The sequence below is a fragment of the Microbacterium sp. HM-570 genome (assembly GCF_054165885.1).
Genome location: NZ_CM135111.1, coordinates 2,504,816 through 2,530,773, shown reverse-complemented (window position 1 = coordinate 2,530,773; position 25,958 = coordinate 2,504,816). Strand labels below are relative to the sequence as shown.

General features: G+C 68.5%; 20 protein-coding genes. 7 read left to right on the top strand and 13 right to left on the bottom strand.

Translation table 11 applies throughout. The annotated features are described in order from the left end of the window. Positions 1–55: 55 nt before the first annotated feature. From ACT9TC_RS12075 to ACT9TC_RS12055, 5 genes are all read right to left on the bottom strand, one after another. Positions 56–706 (bottom strand): hypothetical protein, encoded by a 651-nt coding sequence (locus tag ACT9TC_RS12075; RefSeq protein WP_458040738.1) that lies wholly within the window; start codon positions 704–706, stop codon positions 56–58. Positions 707–884: 178 nt separating this feature from the next. Beyond that, positions 885–4,757: a DNA-directed RNA polymerase subunit beta' gene (locus ACT9TC_RS12070; RefSeq protein WP_458040737.1), complete on the bottom strand. Its 3,873-nt coding sequence runs from the start codon at positions 4,755–4,757 to the stop codon at positions 885–887. A gap of 58 nt (positions 4,758–4,815) precedes the next feature. Beyond that, a complete protein-coding gene (rpoB, locus tag ACT9TC_RS12065) occupies positions 4,816–8,307 on the bottom strand; it encodes a DNA-directed RNA polymerase subunit beta (protein WP_458040736.1) in 3,492 nt (1,163 codons plus the stop codon). A 418-nt stretch (positions 8,308–8,725) separates the two neighbouring features. Then, the gene (locus ACT9TC_RS12060; RefSeq protein WP_458040735.1) at positions 8,726–10,531 is read right to left on the bottom strand and encodes a 5-oxoprolinase subunit B/C family protein; all 1,806 of its coding nucleotides are present in this window, start codon (positions 10,529–10,531) and stop codon (positions 8,726–8,728) included. Positions 10,532–10,544: 13 nt separating this feature from the next. Further along, positions 10,545–11,306 (bottom strand): 5-oxoprolinase subunit PxpA, encoded by a 762-nt coding sequence (locus ACT9TC_RS12055; protein ID WP_458040734.1) that lies wholly within the window; start codon positions 11,304–11,306, stop codon positions 10,545–10,547. Positions 11,307–11,346: 40 nt separating this feature from the next. Here ACT9TC_RS12055 and ACT9TC_RS12050 point away from each other — a divergent pair, with 40 nt between their 5' ends. The 3 genes from ACT9TC_RS12050 to ACT9TC_RS12040 all read left to right on the top strand — a co-directional run bounded on the left by ACT9TC_RS12050 (position 11,347) and on the right by ACT9TC_RS12040 (position 13,408). Continuing rightward, positions 11,347–12,219: a spermidine synthase gene (locus ACT9TC_RS12050; RefSeq protein ID WP_458040733.1), complete on the top strand. Its 873-nt coding sequence runs from the start codon at positions 11,347–11,349 to the stop codon at positions 12,217–12,219. A gap of 104 nt (positions 12,220–12,323) precedes the next feature. Further along, positions 12,324–12,851, top strand: a complete 528-nt coding sequence (locus ACT9TC_RS12045; RefSeq protein ID WP_458040732.1) for a hypothetical protein — start codon at positions 12,324–12,326, stop codon at positions 12,849–12,851. Positions 12,852–12,919: 68 nt separating this feature from the next. Then, entirely contained in the window at positions 12,920–13,408 is a 489-nt protein-coding gene (locus ACT9TC_RS12040) for a SprT-like domain-containing protein (RefSeq protein WP_458040731.1), read from the top strand. Between the two features lie 76 nt (positions 13,409–13,484). On the opposite strand, the gene ACT9TC_RS12035 is transcribed toward ACT9TC_RS12040, so the two are convergent. Further along, the gene (locus ACT9TC_RS12035) at positions 13,485–15,053 is read right to left on the bottom strand and encodes a phosphatase PAP2 family protein (RefSeq protein WP_458040730.1); all 1,569 of its coding nucleotides are present in this window, start codon (positions 15,051–15,053) and stop codon (positions 13,485–13,487) included. 288 nt (positions 15,054–15,341) lie between these two features. On the opposite strand from ACT9TC_RS12035, the gene ACT9TC_RS12030 reads away from it, so the two are divergent. Further along, complete coding sequence (locus ACT9TC_RS12030; RefSeq protein WP_458040729.1) at positions 15,342–15,863, top strand: hypothetical protein; 522 nt, start codon at positions 15,342–15,344, stop codon at positions 15,861–15,863. Between the two features lie 91 nt (positions 15,864–15,954). On the opposite strand, the gene ACT9TC_RS12025 is transcribed toward ACT9TC_RS12030, so the two are convergent. From ACT9TC_RS12025 to ACT9TC_RS12005, 5 genes are all read right to left on the bottom strand, one after another. Beyond that, positions 15,955–17,337: an FtsX-like permease family protein gene (locus tag ACT9TC_RS12025; RefSeq protein WP_458042925.1), complete on the bottom strand. Its 1,383-nt coding sequence runs from the start codon at positions 17,335–17,337 to the stop codon at positions 15,955–15,957. Between the two features lie 107 nt (positions 17,338–17,444). Further along, complete coding sequence (locus ACT9TC_RS12020) at positions 17,445–18,272, bottom strand: ABC transporter ATP-binding protein (protein ID WP_458040728.1); 828 nt, start codon at positions 18,270–18,272, stop codon at positions 17,445–17,447. Positions 18,273–18,383: 111 nt separating this feature from the next. Next, positions 18,384–19,046, bottom strand: coding sequence for a response regulator (locus tag ACT9TC_RS12015; protein WP_458040727.1), 663 nt, complete (start codon positions 19,044–19,046; stop codon positions 18,384–18,386). Then, positions 19,043–20,287, bottom strand: coding sequence for a sensor histidine kinase (locus ACT9TC_RS12010; RefSeq protein ID WP_458040726.1), 1,245 nt, complete (start codon positions 20,285–20,287; stop codon positions 19,043–19,045). The genes ACT9TC_RS12015 and ACT9TC_RS12010 overlap by 4 nt, the downstream gene beginning before the upstream one ends. 75 nt (positions 20,288–20,362) lie before the next feature. Next, on the bottom strand, positions 20,363–20,845 hold the full coding sequence (locus ACT9TC_RS12005) for an Lrp/AsnC family transcriptional regulator (protein ID WP_458040725.1): 483 nt from the start codon (positions 20,843–20,845) through the stop codon (positions 20,363–20,365). A 108-nt stretch (positions 20,846–20,953) separates the two neighbouring features. Here ACT9TC_RS12005 and ACT9TC_RS12000 point away from each other — a divergent pair, with 108 nt between their 5' ends. Both ACT9TC_RS12000 and ACT9TC_RS11995 read left to right on the top strand, forming a co-directional pair. Continuing rightward, entirely contained in the window at positions 20,954–22,348 is a 1,395-nt protein-coding gene (locus ACT9TC_RS12000) for a DUF6421 family protein (protein WP_458040724.1), read from the top strand. A gap of 30 nt (positions 22,349–22,378) precedes the next feature. After that, positions 22,379–23,509, top strand: a complete 1,131-nt coding sequence (locus tag ACT9TC_RS11995) for a threonine aldolase family protein (protein WP_458040723.1) — start codon at positions 22,379–22,381, stop codon at positions 23,507–23,509. Between the two features lie 7 nt (positions 23,510–23,516). Here ACT9TC_RS11995 and ACT9TC_RS11990 read toward each other — a convergent pair whose 3' ends face one another. Then, on the bottom strand, positions 23,517–23,966 hold the full coding sequence (locus ACT9TC_RS11990; protein ID WP_458040722.1) for a hypothetical protein: 450 nt from the start codon (positions 23,964–23,966) through the stop codon (positions 23,517–23,519). A 241-nt stretch (positions 23,967–24,207) separates the two neighbouring features. Between ACT9TC_RS11990 and ACT9TC_RS11985 the strand changes: the two genes are divergently transcribed. Next, entirely contained in the window at positions 24,208–24,462 is a 255-nt protein-coding gene (locus tag ACT9TC_RS11985) for a PLD nuclease N-terminal domain-containing protein (RefSeq protein ID WP_458040721.1), read from the top strand. On the opposite strand, the gene ACT9TC_RS11980 is transcribed toward ACT9TC_RS11985, so the two are convergent. Next, positions 24,459–25,796 carry a cell division initiation protein gene (locus tag ACT9TC_RS11980; protein WP_458040720.1) on the bottom strand — a complete coding sequence of 446 codons (1,338 nt, stop codon included), beginning with the start codon at positions 25,794–25,796 and terminating at the stop codon, positions 24,459–24,461. The genes ACT9TC_RS11985 and ACT9TC_RS11980 overlap by 4 nt on opposite strands. Between the last annotated feature and the right edge of the window lie 162 nt (positions 25,797–25,958).

Here is a 25,958-nt window from a genome sequence, read left to right as displayed (position 1 = left end):
AGGCCGGGCAGGCATGCCGTCGTGTGTCGGATGCCGGTCGCGCTCCGTCTGCGAGCTACGGCCACACGCGCGCTTCGGTGCTCGCCTGGTCGAACGGGGGTCCCGGGAAGGTGCGGACGACGGCGAGCCACCGTCCGCCTCTCAGCACGTGCGACTCGGCGGCGGAGGCATCACCCGCCGGAAGATCGCAGCGGACGCCGTCTTCGAGGGATGTACACACGAATCCCGTCGCGGGCAGGACGTTCTGCGCTGTCTCCACGGCGGAGGCACTGACATCGGCGACCGTGACCGTGGCCGTGCCCGTGCCATCCGTCCAGGTGCAGCCGAGCGTGACCTGCGCGCCGAGCGCCTCCGGTAATCCCGACACGGAAGACGGCGGGTATTCGATCGACTCGTCGAGGGATGTCCCCGTGGCGGCTTTGAGCTGATCCCACAGCGCCCTCGAGTAGAGGTCTCCGCACGTTTTGGGCGCACCGGCCGCGTCGTCATTCACCGGCGGTTGCACGGTCTCGGTCGGGGATGGGGACGGATCGGGAACCGTGACCACGGGCTGCGGATTCAGGGCCCTGTCTACGACATCCCCCGTCCATGCGAGCACCACAGGCGTCATGGGTGCGGCGAGCCACACGAGACCCGCGACTACCGCGACGCTGACGACACCGACGAACCACGCGAACGCCGTGTTGCGTCCCCCGATCTTCGCCACCCGCCGTCTCCTGTCGCGCTTCCCCTCTGCCCCCGGACATCCCGCGCCCAGGTTAAGCCTCCGCCGTGACGTAGCCCGTTAGCAACGCGGCGCACCACGCGACGAACGGGTAGCTCGCGTGTGGAACGGAGGCACGAAAAAGGGGCCCGCCGAAGCGGACCCCTTTTTCTGGCACTACTTAGTTGTAGGTACCGGGCGTGAAGTCATCCGTCGAGAAGCTGTCGAAATCGACGAACCCGAGGTCGGCTTCGGAGTAGACACCGTCGGACGCGAATACCCGGTTGGGGTAGCGCTCGCTCTTGGCCTCTTCCGTCGCCTCGACGACCACGTTGCGGTACTTGCCGAGGCCCGTACCGGCGGGGATGAGCTTTCCGATGATGACGTTTTCCTTCAGTCCCATCAGCGGGTCGCTCTTGCCCTGCATGGCCGCTTCGGTGAGCACGCGGGTCGTCTCCTGGAACGAGGCGGCCGACAGCCACGACTCGGTCGCCAGCGACGCCTTGGTGATACCCATCAGCTCCGGACGTCCCGACGCGGGGCGCTTGCCCTCGCCGACCGTCTGGCGGTTGATGTCGATGAAGCGACGCGAGTCAACGAGCTCACCGGGCAGCAGCGTCGTGTCGCCGTGGTCGACCACGGTGACCTTCCGCAGCATCTGGCGAACGATGACCTCGATGTGCTTGTCGTGAATCGGCACACCCTGCGAGCGGTACACACCCTGGACGCCGTTGACGAGGTACTTCTGCACCTCGCGGGCACCCTGGACACGCATGATGTCCTTCGGGTCACGCGTACCGACCTGCAGTGCCTCGCCGACCTCGACGTGCTGGCCGTCCTCGACCAGAAGCGTCGCGCGCTTCAGGACCGGGTAGACCTTGGGCTCGTCGCCGTCGTCGGGCGTGATGATGATCTTCTTCGACTTGTCGGTCTCGTCGATCGTGATGCGACCAGCGGCCTCCGCGATAGGCGATGCACCCTTGGGGGTACGCGCCTCGAAGAGCTCCTGCACGCGGGGCAGACCCTGCGTGATGTCGTCGGCCGAGGCCGAACCACCCGTGTGGAAGGTACGCATCGTGAGCTGCGTTCCGGGCTCACCGATCGACTGGGCCGCGATGATACCGACGGCCTCACCGATGTCGACGAGCTTTCCGGTCGCGAGCGAGCGGCCGTAGCAGTTGGCGCAGACGCCGACGGCCGAGTCACAGGTGAGGACGGACCGCACCTTGATCGACTCGACACCCAGCTCGATGAGGCGATCGATGAGCACGTCGCCCACGTCGTCTCCGGCCGAGGCGACGACCTCGCCCTTGCTGTCGACGACGTCCGACGCGAGCGTGCGAGCGAACACCGAGTTCTCGACGTTCTTGTCGCGCACGAGCGTGCCATCGGCGCCGGGGGCAGCGATCGTGTACTCGAGGCCCTTGCCGGTGCCACAGTCATCCTCGCGGATGATGACGTCCTGCGAGACGTCCACCAGACGACGGGTCAGGTAACCCGAGTCGGCGGTACGCAGAGCGGTGTCGGCGAGACCCTTACGGGTACCGTGCGTGGCGATGAAGTACTCGGCAACCGACAGACCCTCGCGGTACGACGAGATGATCGGACGCGGGATGATCTCACCCTTGGGGTTGTTCACCAGGCCTCGCATACCCGCAATGTTGCGGATCTGCAGCCAGTTACCACGAGCACCGGAGGACACCATGCGGTTGATGGTGTTGTCTTCGGGGAAGTTCTCGCGCATCGCGACCTGCACCTCGTCGGTGGCCTTGGTCCAGATGTCGATGAGTTCCTTGCGGCGAGCGGAGTCGTCGATGAAGCCCATGTCGAAGTCGTCCTGGACCTTCGCTGCATCCTTCTCGTAACGTCCCACGATCTCCGCCTTGTTGGGCGGCGTGAGGATGTCGGAGAGGGCAACCGTGACACCCGAACGGGTGGCCCAGTAGAAACCGGCGTCCTTGATGCGGTCCAGCGTCGCCGCAACCTCGGCCGGGTATTCCTCGGCGAGCTTGTTGACGATCTGCGACAGCTTGTTCTTGTCGGCGACGTCGCGCACGAAGGGGTAGCCCTTCGGGAGGGTGTCGTTGAAGATCGCCTGTCCGAGCGAGGACTCCACCAGCCCGTGACGCTCGTAACCCTCGGGCGCTTCGCCCTCGAGGAACGACAGTCCCGGGATGCGGATGCGCACGACGGCCTGCAGATCGAGGGTTCCCTCGTCCTTGGCCAGGATCGCCTCGGAGACCGAACCGAACGCGCGTCCCTCGCCGGCCGCACCCTTCTTGACCGTGGTCAGGTGGTGGAGGCCGATGATCATGTCCTGCGAAGGCAGGGTGACCGGGCGACCGTCGGAGGGCTTCAGGATGTTGTTCGACGCGAGCATCAGGATGCGCGCCTCGGCCTGAGCCTCAACCGACAGCGGAAGGTGGACGGCCATCTGGTCACCGTCGAAGTCCGCGTTGAACGCGGCACAGACGAGCGGGTGCAGCTGGATCGCCTTGCCCTCCACGAGCTGCGGCTCGAACGCCTGGATACCCAGGCGGTGGAGCGTGGGCGCGCGGTTGAGCAGCACGGGGCGCTCGCGGATGATCTCTTCCAGCACGTCCCAGACCTCGGGGCGCGTGCGCTCGACGGCGCGCTTGGCGGCCTTGATGTTCTGCGAGTGACCGAGGTCGATCAGGCGCTTGATGACGAACGGCTTGAAGAGCTCCAGAGCCATCTGCTTGGGCAGACCACACTGGTGCAGCTTCAGCTGCGGTCCGACGACGATGACCGAACGGCCCGAGTAGTCGACGCGCTTGCCGAGCAGGTTCTGACGGAATCGACCCTGCTTACCCTTCAGCATGTCGCTGAGGGACTTGAGGGCACGGTTACCCGTACCCGTCACGGGGCGACCACGGCGACCGTTGTCGAACAGTGCGTCGACGGCCTCCTGCAGCATGCGCTTTTCGTTGTTGACGATGATCTCGGGGGCACCGAGGTCGATCAGGCGACGGAGGCGGTTGTTGCGGTTGATCACGCGACGGTAGAGGTCGTTGAGATCGGATGTCGCGAAGCGGCCACCATCGAGCTGCACCATGGGGCGAAGCTCCGGCGGGATCACCGGGACGACGTCGAGCACCATCGCGGCGGGGCTCATGCCCGTCGAGAGGAACGCGTTGACGACCTTGAGGCGCTTGATCGCACGGATCTTGCGCTGCCCCTTGCCCTCCGAGATCTGCAGGTGCAGGTTCTCGGCTTCGGCGGCCAGGTCGAACGCCGCGAGGCGACGCTGGATCGACTCGGCGCCCATGTGGGCCTCGAAGTACAGGCTGTAGCGGTCCTGCAGCTCCTGGAAGACGTCGTCTTCGGGCTTGAGGTCGCCGACCTTGAGGCCCCGGAAGTCTTCCCAGACGCGCTCGAGACGGGTGATCTGCTCGTCGAAGCCCTTGCGAACCTGACCCATCTCCTTCTCGGCGGCGTCCTTGAGCTTCTTCTTCTGGTCGGCCTTGGCACCTTCGGCCTCGAGAGCTGCGAGCTCGGTCTCGAGGGTCTGCAGGCGCGTCGCGATGCGGGAGTCGCGCTGGTCGCCCAGCGTCTTCAGCTCGAGGCGAAGCTCGTTCTCGAGCTGCGGCATGTCGGCGTGACGAGCATCGTCGTCGACCGAGATGACCATGTAGGCCGCGAAGTAGATGACCTTCTCGAGGTCCTTCGGCGCCATGTCGAGCAGGTAGCCGAGGCGCGAGGGCACACCCTTGAAGTACCAGATGTGCGTGACGGGCGCGGCGAGCTCGATGTGGCCCATGCGCTCGCGACGGACCGAGGACTTGGTGACCTCGACGCCGCAGCGCTCGCAGACGATGCCCTTGAAGCGCACCCGCTTGTACTTGCCGCAGGCGCACTCCCAGTCACGGCTCGGTCCGAAGATCTGCTCTCCGAAGAGGCCGTCCTTCTCGGGCTTCAGCGTGCGGTAGTTGATGGTCTCGGGCTTCTTGACCTCGCCGAAGGACCAACGACGGATGTCGTCGGCGGTGGCGAGACCAATGCGAAGCTCGTCAAAAGTTGTTACGTCGAGCACGTGTTCTCCTGTGTCGAAATCTGTAAGTCAGTTATGAGTCGGGTCGTCTGTCGAAGGGTCAGATCTCGTCGATGGACGACGACTCGAACCGGCTGGAGATGTTGATGCCGAGCTCTTCCGCGGCGCGGAAAGCCTCGTCATCCGTGTCGCGGAGGTTGACCGCCGTGCCATCCGCCGAGAGGACCTCGACGTTCAGGCAGAGCGACTGCATCTCCTTGATGAGCACCTTGAAGGACTCGGGGATGCCGGGCTCCTGGATGTTCTCGCCCTTGACGATGGCCTCGTACACCTTGACGCGGCCGAGGATGTCGTCGGACTTGATCGTGAGGAGCTCCTGCAGTGCGTAGGCGGCGCCATAGGCCTCGAGGGCCCAGACCTCCATCTCACCGAATCGCTGACCACCGAACTGCGCCTTACCACCCAGCGGCTGCTGCGTGATCATCGAGTACGGGCCCGTCGAACGTGCGTGGATCTTGTCGTCGACGAGGTGGTGCAGCTTCAGGATGTACATGTACCCGACCGATACCGGTGCGGGGAACGGGTCGCCCGAGCGGCCGTCGAACAGAAGCGCCTTACCGGTGCCGTCGATCAGGCGGTCGCCGTCGCGGGTCGGCGTGGTGACATCGAGCAGACCCTGGATCTCGGCCTCGCTCGCACCGTCGAACACCGGTGTCGCGACCTTGGTGCCGGGCGCGGCTTCGAGAGCCTGTTCCGGGAGCTTCGCGGCCCACTCGGGGGTGCCCTCGACCTTCCAGCCCTGCTTCGCGATCCACCCGAGGTGGGTCTCGAGAACCTGACCGAAGTTCATGCGACCGGGGATACCGAGCGGGTTGAGCACGACGTCGACGGGGGTTCCATCGGCCATGAAGGGCATGTCTTCGACCGGAAGGATCTTCGCGATGACACCCTTGTTGCCGTGACGGCCGGCGAGCTTGTCACCCTCGGTGATCTTGCGCTTCTGGGCGATGTAGACCACAACGCGGCGGTTGACGCCCGAGCCGAGCTCGTCGTCGCCATCCTCGGCGTTGAACTCCTTGACGGCGATGATCGTGCCCTGCTCACCGTGGGGAACCTTCAGCGACGTGTCGCGAACCTCGCGGCTCTTCTCGTTGAAGATCGCGCGGAGCAGGCGCTCCTCGGCCGACAGCTCGGTCTCACCCTTCGGCGTGACCTTGCCGACGAGGATGTCGCCGGGGCGAACCTCGGCACCGATGCGGACGATGCCGCGCTCGTCGAGGTCCTTCAGCAGGTCGGGCGCGACGTTGGGGAGGTCACGGGTGATCTCTTCCTTGCCGAGCTTGGTGTCGCGCGAGTCGACCTCGTACTCCTCGATGTGGATAGACGAGAGGGTGTCGTCCTTCACCAGGTTCTGGTTCAGGATGATCGCGTCCTCGAAGTTGTGACCCTCCCAGGGCATGAACGCCACGAGCAGGTTCTTACCGAGAGCGAGCTCGCCATTCTCCGTCGCGGGGCCGTCGGCGATGACCGCACCGACCTCGACACGGTCGCCTGCCGAGACGATGACGCGCTGGTTGTAGCTCGTGCCCTGGTTGGAGCGGTCGAACTTGCGCAGGTAGTACTCCTGCGTTCCGCCCTCGTCGAGCTGGAGCGTGACGACATCCGCCGACACCTCGATGACGACACCGGCCTTCTCGGCCGTGACGACGTCACCCGCGTCGATGGCTGCGTAGCCCTCCATACCGGTACCGACCAGCGGCGAGTCGCTGCGGAGGAGCGGCACGGCCTGACGCTGCATGTTGGCACCCATGAGGGCGCGCTGTGCGTCGTCGTGCTCGAGGAAGGGGACGAGGGATGTTGCGACCGATACCATCTGGCGCGGCGAGACATCCATGTACCCGATCTCTTCGGGGTGGAAGAGGTCGACCTCGCCACCCTTCTTGCGGGCGAGCACGCGCTCTTCGACGAAGTGACCGTCGGCCTTGAGGGGCGCGTTGGCCTGGGCGACGATGAAGTCGTCCTCTTCGCTGGCCGTGAGGTAGTCGATCTGCTCGGTGACGAGACCGTCGACGACCTTGCGGTACGGGGTCTCGATGAAGCCGAAGGCGTTGATGCGCGCGAACGATGCGAGCGATCCGATCAGGCCGATGTTCGGGCCTTCCGGGGTCTCGATCGGGCACATGCGGCCGTAGTGCGAGGGGTGGACGTCACGAACCTCGACGCCTGCGCGCTCACGCGACAGACCGCCGGGGCCGAGCGCCGAGAGGCGACGCTTGTGGGTCAGACCCGCGAGCGGGTTGTTCTGGTCCATGAACTGCGAGAGCTGCGACGTTCCGAAGAACTCCTTGATCGCGGCGACGACGGGGCGGACGTTGATCAGGGTCTGCGGCGTGATGGCCTCGATGTCCTGCGTGGTCATGCGCTCGCGGACGACGCGCTCCATGCGCGACAGACCCGTGCGGACCTGGTTCTGGATGAGCTCGCCGACGGCGCGGATGCGACGGTTACCGAAGTTGTCGATGTCGTCGGTGTCCATGCGGATCTCGGCGGGCTTGCCACCGCGGATGCCGGGGAACGTCGCGTCACCGCGGTGCAGGCGCACGAGGTACTTGATCGTCGCGACGACATCCTCGACCGTCAGGACCGACGCCGAGAGCGGCTCGTCGAGACCGAGCTTCTGGTTGATCTTGTAGCGACCGACCTTCGCCAGGTCGTAGCGCTTCGGGTTGAAGTAGAAGTTGTCGAGCAGCGCACGCGCGGCCTCGGCAGCGACCTGCTCACCCGGACGGAGCTTGCGGTAGATGTCGCGGAGCGCATCTTCCTTCGTGACGATCGTGTCCTTCGCGAGGGTCTCTTCGATGGAGTCGAAGCCCGCGAACTCGGTCATGATGTCTTCGCTCGTCAGGCCCAGGGCCTTGAGGAACACGGTGACCGACTGCTTGCGCTTGCGGTCGATGCGAACGCCGACCTGGTCGCGCTTGTCGATCTCGAACTCGAGCCAGGCACCACGGCTCGGGATGACGCGCGCCGAGACGATGTCCTTGTCGGAGGTCTTGTCGGGCGTCTTGTCGAAGTACACACCCGGCGAGCGGACGAGCTGCGAGACGACGACACGCTCGGTGCCGTTGATGATGAACGTGCCCTTGCCGGTCTGCAGGGGGAAGTCACCCATGAAGACGGTCTGGGTCTTGATCTCACCGGTCTGGTGGTTCATGAACTCGGCCTCGACGTACAGCGGGGCGGCGTACGTCTTGCCGCGCTCCTTGCACTCCTCGATCGAGTACTTCTCGGGCTCGAGGTACGGGTTCGTGAACGACAGCTGCATCGTCTCGGAGAGGTCTTCGATCGGCGAGATCTCTTCGAAGATCTCCTCGAGGCCGCTGATCTCGGGAACGTCGGTGCGTCCGATGGCCTGAGCCTCGGCGACACGTGCCTTCCAGGCGTCGTTTCCGACGAGCCAGTCGAAGGACTCGGTCTGCAGCGCGAGAAGGTCGGGGACCGTCAGCGTGTCAGAGATCTTCGCGAACGAGAGGCGGGATGCTCCGCGACCGGTCTTGGGGGTGGTGGTGGATGCGTTGCGCGCAGCGGCCAAGGGAAAAACCTCCATGGGCCCGGTGAAGGGCTCGTGTTTCCTCGTCGTGGGTGGATCGCTCGCCTTCCCCGAAACTCAGGCGCCGCACGCCGCTTTCGCGGGGGGCGCATAAGCACAGCCGACCACCATATGAGGGCAGGGGGAATCTAGGAGCGCAAACATCAACTATACGTCGCGAATGGCCGATTGTCCAGTCGGATTCTTGACGAGTGTTGGTTCCTACGGTATAACCGCGCGCGCCCCTTCCTATTCCCTGGCGCTGCGACGGCGCCTTCGACAGGCTCAGGGGCCGTCGCTGAGCCACACCCCACGGTCGCCGAGCCCACATGGGGCGCCAGAATCCCGCTGGGGCGCGAGATCCCGCGCCCCACGGTCATTTCCACGCCCCAAGCAGCCGAGTGCAGGGGACGCGAGCTCGTCAGGGGTGCGGGCGGGCGTGACGGAACCGGATGCGGGTGCCCGGGCGGGCCTGTCCCAGGGCGCCGAGCGAGGCATCCGTCACGACCGCGATCACGGGATAGCCACCCGTCACCGGGCCGTCCGCGAGCAGCACCGTCGGCCGACCCCCGGGCGGCACCTGGAGGGCACCCGGCACCATCCCCTCACTCGGCAGCTCGCCCGCCATCGTTCGAACGAGTTCGGGACCGTCGAGCCGCACACCCACCCGATCCGCATCGCCCGAGACCGTCCACACCGCGTCGAAGAGCAGACGCAGAGCGGATGCCTCGAACCAGGCCTCCCGCGGACCCGGGGCGAGTTCGAGCTCCAGTTCATCGGGCGGTGGCCCCCACGGGGCGACATCGAGCGGCGGCACCGGCGTGTGCGGCGAGCGCCCCACGACGAGCCGCGTGCCGATGCTAAGAGGGTCGGGACCCAGCCGGGCGAGAGTGTCGGTCGAGAGCGAACCCAGCACGGACCCGCTGTGGCCGACATCGGCGACGCCCACGGCTTCGATACCCCCGCGGACGGCGAGGTAGGCACGCGCGCCGTGCTCGAGCCATCCGATCCGCAGCTCGGATCCGCGCCGCCACTCGTGCGCCTCGTACACGTCGAGGGGCCGTCCGTCGATCGCGACCGGCCCGAACCCGCCGGTCACCGCGATCCACAGGTCGCGTTCCGCCACAGCACGGAAGCCGCCCATCGCCACCTCGACGGCCGCGGCGCCCTCGGGATTGCCGACGAGGCGGTTGGCGATGCGCAGGGCCCCCCGGTCGAGCGCGCCCGAACGCGCGACCCCGATCGAGGCGTGGCCCGCACGGCCGAGGTCCTGCACGGTCGCGAACAATCCCGGCTCGAGCACCTCGATCGCCGCGGACGCGGGCGGTGCGCTGTACAGCGGGACGGATGCTTCGGGCTCGCCGACCTCCGGTGCAACCGCAGCCGCGCTCTGCGATCCCGCACCCGCACCCACAGCCGCAACCGCAACCGCAACCGCACCCTGCGACCCCGCGCCCGCGGCCACAGCCGCCGCCACGCGCGCGGCCACCCGCCGGAACCGCACCCGATCGCCCGGGCTCAGGAGCGCCGGCCTCGCGGCGGACGGGTCGAAGAGGGCGGCGGACGTCGTGCCGATCAGCCTCCAGCCACCCGGTGTTTCGCGCGGGTAGGCGCCGGAGAACTCGCCGGCCAGCCCCACAGCACCGATGGGTACGCGGGTGCGCGGAGAATCGAGACGGGGCACGTCGAACGCCCAGGCCGGGCTGGTCAGGTATCCGAATCCGGGCGCGAATCCGGTGAACGCGACGGTCCACTCGGCCCGCTCGTGCCGTTCGGCGAGCTCCCCGGGACCGAGGCCCAAGAGTTCTGCGGTCTCGGCGAGGTCGGGGCCGTCGTAGGCGATGTCGAGGACGATCGAGCGAGCCGACGGCGGTGCGGCCGAAGCATCCGCCCTCACGTCCCTCGCGTCCCTCACGTCCCTCACATACTCGGACCACGTCCGCTCGATCCATGAGCGCGCGGTCGCCGCGGGCACTCGCGCGGGGTCGAACGGAACGAGCACGGTGCGTGCGGCGGGCACGAGATCGCCGACCCCGTCGAGCGGTGCCGCGGCGAGCGCCTCACGGAGGGCCAGCACCCCGGCGAGGGCATCGACCTCGGCAAGGAACGCCCGCTCCCCCATCGGCAGGACGCGCACCAGACCGGCATCACGCACCACAGCGGCATCACGCACCACCGCGGGATCACTCACCACGGCGGCATCACGCACCACCGCGGGATCACTCACCACGGCAAGCCGCTCACCATGGCGGGCGCACGCCGATTCGCGCGGCGTCGAGCGCGGCGCGAACGGCACGGGCCATCGCGACGCTTTCGGGGGTGTCGCCGTGCAGGCACAGCGAGACGGCCTGGGCGACGACGAGGGTGCCGTCGATCGCCTCGACGACACCCTCGCGCGCCAGCCGCACCGCGCGCTCGGCGACGGCATCGGGGTCGTGGAGCAGGTCACCCGGCATCCCCCGCGGCACGAGCGCGCCGTCGGGCGTGTAGCCGCGGTCGAGGAAGGCCTCACGAACGAAGGGCACGCCCGCGGCTTCGGATGCCTCGGCCAGCGCGTCGCCGAGAGCCAGCACCGGCACGCCTCGGCCGAGGGAATCCGAGAGGTCGACGACCGCCCGAACGAGCGCTCGCGCCTGCTCGGGATGCGCACCGGCGGCGTGGTAGAGCGCCCCGTGCGGCTTGACGTAGCGGATGTCCGCCCCGGCCACGCGCAGGGCCTCGAGCTGCGCCCAGACGACCGCGGTCAGTTCCGCGGGCGCGAGGTCCATCGCGGCGCGGCCGAACCCGGCGCGATCCGGGTACGACGGATGCGCACCGACGGCCACGCCATGCCGCGCGGCGCGTTCGATCGCGAGGCGCATCGACGAGACATCCCCCGCGTGTCCGCCCGTCGCGACACTCGCGCTCGAGATGACGGCGAACATCGCCTCATCGTCCGCGGACGGCACTCCATCGACCGTCTCGCCGAGGTCGGCGTTGAGGTCCACGGATGCGACGGTCACGGGACCATTGTCCCGCGTGCCGCTCGGCTACCGTGGGCGGGTGAGCAGAAAGCGCGACGGCGACGACGAGGCATCCGCTCCCTCGACCCGCCTGTCGGATGGCTCGATCGCTCGCGTCGTGCCCTCGCCGTACACGACGGGGTGGGAATTGGATGTCGCCGGCACCCCCCAATCCCATGTCGATCTCGACGACCCGACACACCTCCACTTCGAATACATCGCGCGCATGGGCGCCGTCATCGACCGGCTGAAGCTCCCGGGGCAGCCCCTCACCGCCGTGCACCTCGGCGCCGGAGCGCTCACCCTGCCCCGCTACATCGCGTGGACGCGACCGGGCTCGCGCCAGCAGGTGGTGGATATCGAGCCTGCGCTGGTCGACCTGGTGCGCGCCGAGCTGCCGCTTCCGAGCGGCGCATCTATCCGGGTCCGAATCGGCGACGCGCGCGCCGTGCTCGGGCGCCTCCCTGCGGGACTCGTCGGCACGGTCGACCTGCTCATCTCGGACGTCTTCGCCGGGGCGCAGACGCCCGCACACCTGACCTCGGTCGAGTTCTACCGCGCGGCTGCCGCCGTCCTCGCCCCGGACGGTGTGCTGCTGGTCAACGTCGCCGACGGACCCGGCCTGCGCTACGCACGCCGCCAGGTCGCGACGGTCCGCGAGGTGCTGCCCAACGTCATCGTGCTCGCCGAGGTGCAGGTCTTGAAGGGTCGCCGCTTCGGCAACCTGGTGATCGCCGCATCCGCCGCCAAACTCCCGACGGCCTGGTTGCCGCGACTGATGGCCGCAGGCCCGCACCCCGCCAAGGTCGCCGAAGGCACGGAACTCGACGCATTCGTCGCGGGTGTCAGCGCCACGACGGATGCCGACGCCACCGATTCTCCGGCCCCATCGTCGTCTCTGTTCGACCGCTGAAAAAACAACGCGAAGCGAGCAGCGGCGCGCCCGGCGCGGCTCGGCCGGTTGTGCGCCCCCACGTTGCACACTGGAGGAGCGAAACACGCGGTGAGGAGGTCACGGTGAGCTACATCCACGGGTACGACCCCGAAACACTGCGCGAGATCGTGGACGTGAACGAGTGCCGCGAGCGCTTGCTGGAACTCGGCGACCAGCGGAGCCTGCCCGCCCTGCTCGAGCGCGTCTGGCTGCTGAAGGTGCTCGACCGCCTGGAAGAGGCGAGCGTCATCTCGGACGAGTCGGTGCGTGTCGCCCGCATGGCCGGCACCCGCAAGGATCTGCTGCGTGCACGCATCCTGCACGCCACCGTCCAGCAGTGGCGCGGAGCGTATGCCGCCGCCGAGCATGAACTGTCCACCTGCGCGGGTGAGGCGGAAGGCCAGGGCTGGTCTGCCATCGCGGCGTTCTCGTACCAGCACCGCGGCAAGGTGCACTACGACGCCGGCGACTATGAGTCCGCGCGTCGCGACTTCAAGCGGGCCCTGTTCCTGCGTCAGGAGTCGGGCGCACCCGATGAGCAGCTCGAAGCGACGCTGCTCGCCGTCGACGCCGCGGACCGGCGTCGAGCCCGAACGTCGGTCGCGAGCTGACGGCACTTTTCCGGAGGGCGTTGCAGCCTCCGCGACCGATGTCGTAGGGACGGTTTAGGTTTTTCGACATGTCCGATCTGCAACGCGTGCGCACGTGGGCCGATGCCCTCATCTCGCTCCATCTGGATGCTTCGTGGTCGTTCGGGTTCGACAACGCCAAGCGCCGCGCAGGGCTCTGCGACTACACGCGCAAGCGGATCAGCGTCTCGCGCTATCTGTCCGCACGCTATGACGACGACACGAACCACCAGACCTTGCTGCACGAGGTTGCGCACGCGATCGCGGGCCCGGCCGCCGGACACGGGGCACGGTGGAAGCAGGTCGCCCGCGAGCTGGGCTACGTGGGTGGCACGACGCACGCGGGCGAGACGGCGACCGAACTCGCCCCCTGGATCGGGGTGTGCCCGGCCGGGCACCTCGCGTATCGGCATCGGCGGCCGACACGGCCCGCCTCGTGCGTGAAGTGCGCGCCCCGGTTCGACGATCGCCACCTGTTCCGGTGGGAGAAGCGCGAGATCTCGCCCGCCGAGCGCCTCGCGGCGATGCAGGAGCGCTGAGCCCGAGCACGCGCTGGCCCCGGCCAGTTGTCGGTTGCGAGCGGCCCCCGGGCTCCAGCCGCTGTGCCCCAGCCGCTCAGGCGTACACGCGCAGGTCGCTCGGAACCATCCGAAAGCGAATCTCGTGTCGGCCGTCGGCATTCTCATCGAGGCGTGTCTCGAGCTCGCCGTCGTGCACGAAGACCGGGAGCGAACCTTGCTGTGGCAAGACCGCCAGCGTGAGCTCGGGCACCAGTCGACGCTCGATATCCGACGAACGCGGCATCAGGCGCAGCGCCCGCGCGACAGCGGCGGTCCGTCGGCCGAACGCGAGCGAGGCGACGGCGCGGTACCGCGGCCCACGGGCGTGCAACACCCGAACATCGAGCACATCGTCATCGACGCTCCAGCGCCGCATCGTCGCGACGCCCTGCGGATCGTTGCGGCCGACGCTGGCGAACACCGACCAGACGCGCATCCGCTCTCCGTCCAACTCGATCTCGATGGGCTCGGCTTCGCGCAGCACACCCCAGGCCGCAACGACCCCTCCGAACCACTTACCCAGACGGTCGCGGTATCCCTCGCGCCTCGCGACGAAATCCGGATAGATGCCCACCGAGCCCGCATTGAGGACGGTGGCGCCCGGTCCGCCCGTCGACAGCTCGGCAGCGGCGACGCGTATCCCCCGACCGTCGCGGAGGGCCTCGATGCCGCTTTCCACCGTGTCGGCACCGATGGCGCGAGCGAAATGATTGAAGGTCCCGCCCGGAAGCACCAGGAGCGGAAGGTCCGTGTCGCGCGCGATAGCGGCGAGTGTCGAGACCGTCCCATCCCCGCCGCAGACTCCGAGGACGCGTGGAGGTGATGAGCTCGCCAGGGCGCGGGCAGCGACAGCGGACGGCGGATCTTCCGGGTCGAACTCGCTCAGCCGTGCGTTCGGCAGCTCCTTCTCGATCTCGCTCCGCGGGTCCGTGCGGATGACCTCCACTCCCGAAGACGGATTCACGAAGATGAGCACCCCGTCACCGTCCCGGGACGCCGGGAGGTCGACGCGCTCTCCCCGCTCCGGCGCCGGCCCCTCGGGCGAGGTTCGCGCCGGCACGAGGACGCGACCCAGGAGCCCCACTCCCGCACCGATCGCGAAGCCCCCGACGACATCCGAGAGCCAGTGGGCCCGCACATGCATACGGGAGTACCCGACCGCGGCAGCGAGGGGCGCCACCACGGCACCGACGAGCGGTGCTTCGATCGCGACTCCCGTGGCGAATGCTGCAGCGCTCGCGGAATGCCCGGAGGGGAACGACGCCGACGTCGGGTACACGGCGAGGCGTCGGCGGACGGGGATGTCCGTCAACACGGGGCGCGAGCCGCCGAACACCTCCTTGCCGATGAGGTTGGCGAGGATGCTCGCCACCGCGAGCGATGCGACACCGCGGAGCGCGGCCCGCGAACGTCCGGAGACGATGAGGACGCCCGCAAGGACAAACCAGAGTCGTCCGTGATCTGCTGCGCGCGAGAGGCGGCGGTACCCGCTGTCGCGCGCCCGCAGGTCGCGCCGGGCATTCACACGACGGTTGGCGAACCGGTCGGCCCGGCGCACCCACCGCGGCATGACGGTCGTCCGGCGATGTGCAATGTGCGGCTGCCGCAGGATGCCGAAACGCATCCCCCGAGGCTACGCTGCGGCCCCGCCCCGCGGCAGTGCCGGGTCCGGCGTAAATCTGAAAGGAATGTCGGGCCGCGAGCGACCCTGAATCGCCTCACCAGGCACATCTGACTCCACCGTTCCTTTCAGATTTACGCCGGGGCCTAACGCGCGGCTCGGGCAGGGTCGCTTCGGCAGGCTCAGCGACCGGCACCGGACGATCCCTGGGCCTGACCGGCACCCACGGTCCTGAGCCTGTCGAAGGGATCGGCGAAGCTCGGCTACCGGTACCGGTGCAACACTGGGGACATGCGCATCCTGCTCAAGCTCGTGATCGACTGCGACGCGGATGCCGCGTGGCGGGCCCTGCACTCACCCCGCGCGGTGGCCGAGCTATACGGCTCGCTCGTCCGCCTCGAATCCGCCGAGCCGGGCGGCCTGCCGACACGCTGGGAGCCGGGGACGGATGCCGTCGTCGACATATCGATCGGCGGGATCGTGCCGATGGGCCGGCAGCTCATCCACGCGAGCGACCGGGTCACCCTGGACTCGCGGGGCGAGGTGCGCATCTTCCGGGACAGCGGCATTCCCCTCACCGGACCGCTCGCCTCGCTGGATGTCTGGGACCACCAGCTCGCGGTCTCACCCGCACCGGGCGACCCCGCGCGAACCCTGTGGCGCGAGCGCCTCACGATCGGCGGCCGCACCGCTCCCCTGCTGTGGCCAGGACTCTGGGCGGCTTGGCAGTGGCGGGCCCTGCGCATCCGGGCCCTCGCCCCCACGTGGGCACACGATATCGAAGCGACGGACGCGGCTGGGCCTTCCACCTGAGCCGTCTGCCTGAGCCCTCTCCCCGAGCGTGCGGGGTGAGCACGGGGCGTGACACCACCGCCCGATCACAGGCACAGCGCCCCCAGACGCCCTACTCAGCGAGCGCTTCGACGGGCGCGACCTGGGTGGCGAGTCGCGTCGGAACGACCGCGGCGACCAGCGTCAGGATGGCCGTCGCCACGACGACAACCGCGAGGGGCACGACCGGCAGCGCCGGCAGCACGAAGGTCCCCGCGGTCCCGCCGGGCACGACCGGCACGGAGCCGAGCAGCGACTGCGCACCCGCCCATCCGTACGCCACGCCGAGCACGAGGCCGAGCGCGAGGGCAGCGACGGTCACGTGGGCGGCCTCGAGCAGGATCATGCGTCGCACCTGCCCGTTCGAGAGGCCGAGGGCGCGCAGCAGTCCGAGCTCGCGGCGCCGCTGCACGACCCCGATCGTCAGCAGATTCACGAGGCCGACACCGGCGATGACGGCCGAGACCCCGACGAGCGTCATCATCACGATCGAGAAGGTGTCGAGCAGCGACGCCATGTACGGCGGCAGTTCGCCGCCTCCCGTCGCGGTCAGCACGGCCTTGGTCGATTCGATCGCGACGGCGAACATCGTCACGAGCGTGACCCCCATGACCACGCCGATAGCCATGCGAGACGAGCGTTCCGGATGCCTCAGCCCGTTCTCTGCGGCGAGTCGCGCGGTTGCCGACGAGCCGAAGGCGCGACCGACAAGACGGAGGACCGGCGGCATGACGATCGTCGAGCCGAGGGCAAGCCCCGTGAATGACAGGAGGCCGCCCAAGAATGCGACGACGACGCCCAGGGGTGTGACGATTCCGACCAGGATGCCGAGCGCAAGCAGCACCGCGCCGGCAGAGAACAGCGCGATTGCCGTGATGTTGCGTCCGGGGCGGCGGGCGAGGTCGCTGTGCGTCCGCTCGACCGAGCCGCCGAGCGCCTCGAGTGGCGTGACGGAGAGCACACGGTGCGACCCCGACCAGGCCGCGGCCCACGTCGTGAGCACGACGACAACGGCCGGCACGAGCAGTTCTGGCCGCACAAGTGGGAAGGGCACCGTCGGGCGGTCGATGAGTTCACCGGCGATCGCGACCCCGACGGCCGCGACACCGGTGCCCGCCAGCAGCCCGACGACGGCACCGATCGCGCCGACGACGAGGCCCTGGCGCGCGACCTCCGCGCGCTGCGACCGTGCCGATGCCCCGATGAGGCGCATGAGCGCGATGTTGCGGACCCGGCCCGCCACGATCGTGGCGAACGTGTTGGCGGTGACGATCGCGGCGACGAACACCGCGACACCCAGGAGCAACACGGTGAGGATGCCGACGACCACGGCGAGCGTTCCGCTCGAACCGATCATCTCGTCGGCGAACAGGAATGCGCCGATATAGCCCGTCGCGCTGATGAGCACGACGCCGAAGGCGCTCGAGAGCGCGGCGACGAGGATGCTCGCGCCCATTCCGCGCTCGCGCAGCCAGGCGAGGCGAGCGGTACCGGCCACGGCGCGCGTATCACCCGAGAAAGACAGGGTGGAAGCGGATGCCTGAGGCTCCGTCGCGACGGCGCTCACGCTCGCACCGCCCGCACGACGTCGTCTTCCGCATCGACCGGAGCGTCGTCTTCCGGATCGCGCAGAGCGCCGCCTTCCGCGGCGAGCATGTGTGCCGAGATCTGCTCGGCACTCTGCTGCGACCGGTCCGCGACGATTCGCCCGTCACCGAGGAACAGGACGCGATCGGCATAGCTCGCCGCGATCGGGTCGTGCGTGACCATCGCGATGCTCTGCCCGTGCTCGCGGGACGCCGTCGCCAAAAGCGCCAGTACGTCGCGACCCGAGCGGGAGTCGAGGTTTCCCGTCGGCTCATCCGCGAAGACGAGGTCCGGTCCGGTTGCGAGCGCCCGGGCGATCGCGACGCGCTGCTGCTGCCCGCCGCTCAGCTGATGCGGACGGTGCCGCAGCCGCCCACCGAGACCGAGCGTCTCGACCAGGCCGTCGATGCGTGCGCGCTCGAGGGCGCTCGGCCGGCGCCCGTCCAGATCGAAGGGCAGCATGATGTTGCCGATCGCGTCGAGGGTCGGGACGAGGTTGAAGGCCTGGAACACGAAACCGACGCGGCGTCGCCGCAGGATCGTCAGGTCGAGGTCTGTCGCGCCCGTGATCTCGGAGTCGCCGATCCACGCTCGTCCCGAGGTCGGGGCGTCGAGACCCGCCATGACGTGCATGAGCGTGGACTTACCGGAGCCGGACGGACCCATGATCGCCGTGAACTCCCCGCGACGGATGCCGACGGTGACATCGTCGAGCGCCCGCACCATCCCCTCGCCGGAACCGTAGGACTTGGACAGGTTGTGCACCCGGGCGGCGAGCCCGAGTTCTGTTGTGGAAATCTGCATGTCTTCGACGCTAGGGATGGCGCCCATCCCGGCGCGTCCGCCGGAGGTCGTCGCCGCATCCTTCTGAAGGATGACGTTCGTGTCGTCCCCCGAGTCCGGGGCGGGGATGCCTCAGGCGAGCCCGTGCTCGAAAGCGAAGACGACGAGCTGCACACGGTCGCGCAGCCCGAGCTTGGCGAGGATTCGGCTGATGTGCGTCTTGACCGTGGCCTCGGACAGGAACTCCCGCCCCGCGATCTCGGCGTTACTGAGTCCACGCGCCGCGAGCGCGAAGATCTCGCGTTCGCGCTCCGTAAGTCCCCCGTACGACGCGGGAACGGGCCTCGGCGCCTCGGCGAAATGGGCGAACAGGTCACGGGTCGCGGATGCCGCAATCACAGCCGACCCCGCATGCACGGTGCGGATGGACGCGAGCAAGAACTCGGGATCGGCGTCTTTCAGCAGAAACCCGCTGGCCCCGCCCCGGATGGCGCGAGCGGCCGCCTCGTCGAGATCGAAGGTGGTGAGCATGACGACGCGGGGTGGCCCGTCGGAAGAAGCGGGGTCCGCATAGGCGGGATCGGCCAGGATCTCGGCCGTCGCGCCGATGCCGTCGAGCACGGGCATCCGAATATCCATCAGCACGACATCCGGACGCGTTTCGCGCACGACCCGAACCGCCTCACGACCATCGGATGCCTCGGCGACGACCTCGAGATCGGCCTGCGAGGCCACGAGCATCCGGATGCCCGCCCGGAAGAGGGCCTGATCGTCGACCAGTGCGACGCGGATCATGCGAGCTCTCCCGCCAGCGCCGCGGCGAGCGGAAGGGATGCCGCAACGACGAACTCTCCGGACGCGGCGCCGGCCGTGAGTGTGCCGCCGGCGAGGTGAGCGCGCTCACGCATCCCGATGAGGCCGTGCCCGGAGCCGGAGGTATCTTCACCGGGCACATCGTGCGGGTTGAGGCGCGCATCACCCGCCATGTGTGCCAGACGAATGCGGTTGCGGACCGCGAGATCGACGCGGTCGGGATGCCAGGCGAGCACAACGGACACCGCACCACCATCGCCGTGCCGGAGGGCGTTGGTGAGCGCCTCCTGCAGGATCCGGTACAGCGCGAGCTGCACGGCGGCCGGCGGATCCGCGCGGGGCGTGGGCTCGACGTCGACGTGCAGAGCCACGCCGGCCGCCCGCACCTGGGCATAGAGCGCCTCGAGGTCCGCGAGGGTCGGCTGCGGGCCCTCCGCCTGGCTGTGTCGCAGCTGCGTCAGCAGCAGCCGCACGTCGGAGAGGGCCGCCCGCGCCGTCGTCGAGATCGTGCCGAGAGCGGATCCGGTGGCCTCAGGATCCGTCGCCGCCGCGTACCGCGCACCGTCGGCCTGAGCGATGATGACCGCGAGCGAGTGGGCGACGACATCGTGCATGTCGCGCGCGATCGTTGTGCGCTGCTGCTCCGCGATCGCCTCGTCCTGCGCCCGCATCTGGGCCTCGCGGTTGGCCCGCGCGCGGAGTGCCGTCCGCACGAGTGCGCCGACCGTCCACGACAGCAGCAACGCGAAGGTCGCGGCGACCCAGACCGCGAGTCCCGCGACGAGATACTGCCCGAGGGCGTCCGTGATGCTCCAGCCGCCGCGCAGGAGGGGCGGAACGATCAGATAGAGCGAGATGAGCGCCGCGCCGAGAACCCCGGAGGCGAAGGCCAGCCACATCACCAGGCGCGCACCATACGCCGCCGCCGCATAGAGCACCCCGAAGATCGCGACGTTCACGAGCAATGGCGAGAGCCCGAGCGCCATCTGCACCAGCGCCCCCGCCCACACGGCAGCGAGCGCAAGTGCGGGGCTCGCCCGGCGCAGGGCGAGCCCCGCACTGAAGATCACGACCACGGGCAGTATCTGCCAGGCGACGGTGCCCGAGGAGCTGGCCCATAGCACCCAGCCCGCGGAGACATCGGCGAAGACCGCGATGATGAACAGCAGCCCGGCTATGGTCACGTCGACGGCCAGTTGGTACGGCTTGAGGGGGCGGAACACGCTTCTCACGGTACGGGAGCGCGCGAGCCGAGGCATCCGTCTGTGGATGTATCTGACGCCGCGTTTGCGGTTCACTCAGGCGGGCAGGATCGGTCGGTTTTCGTAGAACGTCTGCAGCACGACGGTCGTTCGCGTACTCACCGACGCGACTCCCCGGATGCGGCGGATGAGCGTCTCGAGTGCGCGCGGTGACGCAACCCGCACGAAGAGCATGTATGCCGCGTTGCCGGCTATGGAGTGACACGACTCGATCTCGGTGATGTGCTCGAGCAACTCGGGAGCATCGTCGGGCTGCGCGGGGTCGAGCGGCGTGATCTCGATGAACGCCGCGAGAGGCTTGCCGACGGCTTCGACATCCACGATCGCGCGATACCCCGCGATGACGCCCCGTGTCTCGAGTCGCCGCATCCGGGCCTGCACGGCCGAAACCGACAGCCCGACGGCCTCGGACAGCTGCGCGAGGGTGGCGCGGGCATCGCGCGAGATCGCGCGCACGATCGACAGATCAACCGGGTCGTCGAGAACCGCAGGATGACGATGCAGTTCCTGATCTTCCATGTGGTGATCGTATCAACAGGAATATTTCCTGCTGACGAGCGGCACGACCATACATCTTCCTACAATTCTCGAGATGGCGCGTGGGCGCAGCACGGAGCGGAGACGGACATGACGATCGACACGACCCTGGACAGCGGCACCGCCGCAGGCGTGGTCGGTGACGTCGAGACGAGCGCCGCCTGGATCTCGCTCCGCGATGCGGCGGTCGACCTGCAGGCGCTGCAGGCGCAGGATGGCTCGATCCCCGATCCCGCGCAGCATGCCGCGGCTGCGGGGCTCGTCGACACGATCGTGCGTGGCATCCGCGAGCTCGCCCCGCTCTTCCCTCACGATGCGGCGTACCTCGAGGCATCCGTCGGCGACTTCGAGCGCTGGGTGCGCAGCCGCTTCGGGGTACCGGACTTCCACGACTCGCTCGTTGCCTTCCAACCCCAGCAGCACCGCGTCGACGGGCTGCGACACCTCGTCGTCTTCCCGATGTACACCCAGAACGGATCGAGCAACCGATACGTCGAGGCCCTGATCGTCGAAACCATCTGGCCCGAGTTCATCGCCAGACTCGAGGCCGGCGACTACACGAACCGGCTGTTCGTCTCACTGCGCCTGATCGACTTCACGCCCGGCTACGACACCAATTCGGCCGTTCTCTTTCCCGAGACGGTCGCGGTGCGCGAGATCCCGACCTTCACGTGGGGCGCGATCTTCCAGGATCGCGAGGCCGCCCGCTACCGCCGCGTGGTGCGCGCCGCCGCCGAGATCACCCGCCTCGAGCTGCCGGCGGACGCCGCGCGCCTGCTCGATGACCACGCCCTCGCCGAGCGTACCTTCGTGATGTGGGACATCATCCACGACCGCACCCACATGCGCGGCGACCTGCCGTTCGACCCGTTCATGATCAAGCAGCGGATGCCGTACTTCCTCTACTCGCTCGAAGAGTTGCGGTGCGACCTGACCGCCTTCCGCGAGTGCGTTGCGATCGAGAAGCGTCTGTCTGCGGGAGACGGAGAACTCGACGTCGAGACGCTCGAGCACGCAAAGCTCGTGCAGTACGCGGTGATCTTCGATCGCATCTTCCGCTTCGCGATCACGGGGTCCCGGGTTCGCAACTACGACGGGCTCGGCGGGCAGCTGCTGTTCGCGTGGCTACACCAGCGCGGGGTGATGCACTGGACCGACACCCGACTCACCCTCGACTGGACCGACGTGCCCGCGGCGGTCGTGGCGCTCGCCGATGCGATCGACGAGTTGTACTGGCGCTCGATCGACCGTCCGAAGACCGCGCACTGGCTCGCCGCATACGAGTTGATCCGCGGGGTTCTGACACCCCACCCGGGGTCGGTGTGGGCGCAGGGCCTGCCCCGAGACATCCTGATCGGACCGCCGAAGGGCTTTACGGACGCGGTGCTCGACGACGAATTCCCCCTGTCGATGTTTTACGAGGCCCTCGACCGCAAGATGGCACCGGTCATCGCGTCGACGAGCGGCATTCGGGGCGATGCCTGACCGCGCGCGCCCCGAATTAGGCTGAGTACCGTGACCCGAATCCACGATGCCGCCGTGCGCGGCTTCGCATCCGACAACTATTCCGGCATCCATCCCGAGGTACTCGCGGCCATCGCCGCGGCAAACGAGGGACACCAGGTCGCCTACGGCGAGGATGCCTACAGCGCCCGCCTGCAAGAGGTGGTGTCCGCCCAGTTCGGCGCCGGGGCCGAGGCATTCCCCGTCTTCAACGGCACGGGCGCGAACGTGGTGGGCCTGCAGTCGATGCTGCCGCGCTGGGGTGCGGTCGTTGCGGCCTCGAGCGCGCACATCAACGTCGACGAGGGCGGCGCCCCCGAGCGGGTCGCGGGCATCAAGCTTCTGACCGTGCCGACGGACGACGGCAAGCTCACACCCGAGCTGGTCGACCGCGAGGCCTGGGGGTGGGGTGACGAGCACCGCGCCCAGCCCCTCGTGGTGTCGATCACGCAGTCATCCGAGCTCGGCACGGTGTACACGCCCGACGAGGTGCGGGCGCTCGCCGACCACGCCCACGGCCTGGGAATGCGCCTGCACCTCGATGGCGCGCGCGCCTCGAACGCCGCCGCCGCGCTCGGCGTACCGCTCCGCGCCTTCACGACCGACGCGGGCGTCGACGTGCTGAGCCTCGGTGGCACGAAGAACGGGGCGATGCTCGCCGAGGCGATCGTCGTGCTGGACCCCGAGGCATCCGAGGGCCTGAAGTTCTTGCGCAAGCTCAACATGCAGCTCGCGTCGAAGATGCGCTTCGTCTCGGCGCAGCTGATCGCCCTGTTCGAGGGCGACCTGTGGCTGCGAAACGCGACGCACGCCAACGCGATGGCGGCGCGGCTGCGCGCGGGAGTCGAGGCCGGCATTGCGGATGGCTCCATTCAGGGTGTTGCGTTCACCCAGCCGACGCAGGCGAACGGCGTCTTCGCGACGCTGCCGGCGGGCGCGGCAGATCAGTTGCGCGAGCGCGTGCGCTTCTACGATTGGGGCCCCGCCTCCGGAGGCTCGGAGCATCGCGATAGCGATGGTTCGAGTGGAGGTGGGGAGGATGCGGCGATCAGCGAGGTGCGGTGGGTCTGCTCGTTCGACACGGAGCCCTCCGACATCGACGCGTTCGTCGCCGACATCGCGCGCGTCACGAGCGGCAGTTAGGCCGAATCTAGGGCTCGCGACGCGTTCGAGTAGCGACGATCGCCACCGCGATCCCCACGGCTAGTGCCGCGGCAGTAATCCCTGCGGTGGCCACCGGCACGACAGTATTCGCCCAATCGCTCTGCCCTTTCCAGATGTTTCCGAGAGCGGTGACGGTCCACGGAACAGCCGCCCCCACCACGGCGCCGAAAACCCCCATGCCCAGAGCACTACGCACGCTCTGTCGGTACCCGGTGTTGTTGATCGACGCGAGCGCTGCGAGCGCGCCAGTCGATGCGCCGAGGCCCGAGGCGCCGCCTACGTATGCTCCCAGGAGGACCATGCCGAGCAGACCGCGAGCGCCGGAGCCGTACCCACCGTTCGTCGCCACGTACACACAGGCGACCACGACCACGCCAAGAACGAGGCACGTTGCGGCGACGAGAAGCAGAGTGGGTCCGTAGCGCCGCCAGGTCATACGCACCAATCTAGGCTCCACCGGGACGCGCACGACGTGTCGATACCGCGCGGCCGAGTCGACCGATGACGGTCAGCGCGTGACCTTGGATGAGCTGCGGCGCGACCTGAACACGTGAACGATGTGGTCGAGCTGACCGGCGCCGCAGCACGCCAGAAGCTCCCCGGTCCCGCACGGGCGCGGGTTCTCGACGCGATCGAACGCCTCGGGCCGCCGGCCCGGGCTCGCCTATGCTGACGGCATGGATGCCTCGATGAACCCGCTCGTGCCGGCGTCATACGACATCGTCTGGAGCATTGTCTTCATCGTCGGGCTTGCCCTGACAATCGCGGCACTCGTGTCGATCGCCCGGCGCGCAAAGCACCTCACCGCGACCCACGCCCTCGTCTGGACGCTGCTGGCCATCTTCGTGCCGCTGCTCGGCCCGATCGCCTGGCTGACGATCGGTCGTCGCGCTTCGGGCGCCGAGAGTTTCCGCGCTCCCGCGGACGGCTAGCTGCGGTCCGAACTCTCGGCGGAAGCTTCTTCCTGCACCTCGGACTCGGCATCTGCGTTCGAGGTAGTGTCGGGTTCCGCCCGCGATGCGACGGTGTCGGCGGAGGCATCCGCATCCGCGTCCTCTTCGTCCAGCGGAACCTCGCCGCGGATGAGTTCCTTCACCCCGGCCATGAAGCTCGACATCTCGTGCTGCTGCCAGCGGAGCTGCCGCGTGCGGTCCTCGGCGTCGCGCAGAACCCCGGTCGAGTGCGTTGTAACCAGGTCGATGATGCGCTGCGCCTTGTCGCGCGCCCGATCGAGCTGTTCGTTCGCGCGCACGTTGGCATCGGCCTCGACCTGCGCCGCCTGGGCGCGTGCGAGCCGCTCGTAGTCCTCCGCCTTGGCCGAGATGCGCTTCGCGTGCTCGAGCGAGGCCGCGACCTGCTCGTTCGCGTCGGCCGTGATGCGCTCGGCGTGCGCCACAGCCTGGTTGTGCAAAACCAGAAATTCTTGCTGTGCGTCATCCTGGCGCCGCGTCAGCGACTCCTCGAACTCGAGCACACGCGCGCGCATCTCGCGGACGGCGGCCTCGGCATCCGCGCGGTCCTGAGCCGTCTCGCGCGAGACGAGGGCGCGCAACGCGGCGGCACCCTTCTCGGCCTCGGTGCGGATCGCGGCGGCCTCCTGCTCGGCCTGAGCAACCTTCTCGGCGGCGTGTGCACGCTCGCGCTCGAGCATCGCCTCGTGCGCGGTGAGCTCGGTCTCGATGCGGAGGCGCGCCTGCTGTGCGTCACTCTCGGCCTGCGAACGGATCGCTTCCGCATCCGCCTCCGCTTCTCGCCGACGCGTCCGAATCTCTTCGCGTGCCGACTCGAGCAGGCGCTCGGTCTGCACGGTCGCATTCTTGATGAGCACGCTCGCCTGGCCCTCGGCGACGCGCAGAATCTCTTCGAACTGCTGACGACCCTCGGATGCTTCGGATGTCGCACCGACGAGCTCGTCCGTCAGTGCCTGCACCTGCTGCTCGACATCCGCGGCCTTCGCCTGTGCCTCGCGCAGGTCGGCCTCGAGCTTCTCGATCGACTGCCGCGCCTGCGTCAACTCACGACTGCGGGTGGTCGCCGCTTTCTCACCGCGGCGGATGCGCGCCTCGAGCGCCGTGACGCGATCGCCGCGCTCCTGTAGGCGGGACGACAGGGTCGCCACGGCAGCATCGACCTCGTGCTTCTCATAGCCCCGAAAAGCCGTCGTGAATGAGAGGGAATCACCGGCATCGCCGGCTCCACCGATCAGCTCGTCGAAGGCCGAAGCCGCCGCATCCGGCTGCTCGTTACCCGTGTTCTGCGTGGTCATGTCCCCGTCCCCGTCTCTCTGCTCCACCACGGTCTGTTCCCCGGATAACCCGGGGGCACCGTCGCCGATCCTTCCGCCACACATGCACGTTCCCGTCCATACGAGGACACAGCCATTCGAGGACACGGCCATTCGAGGACACAGCCACCCCGCACCGCGCCG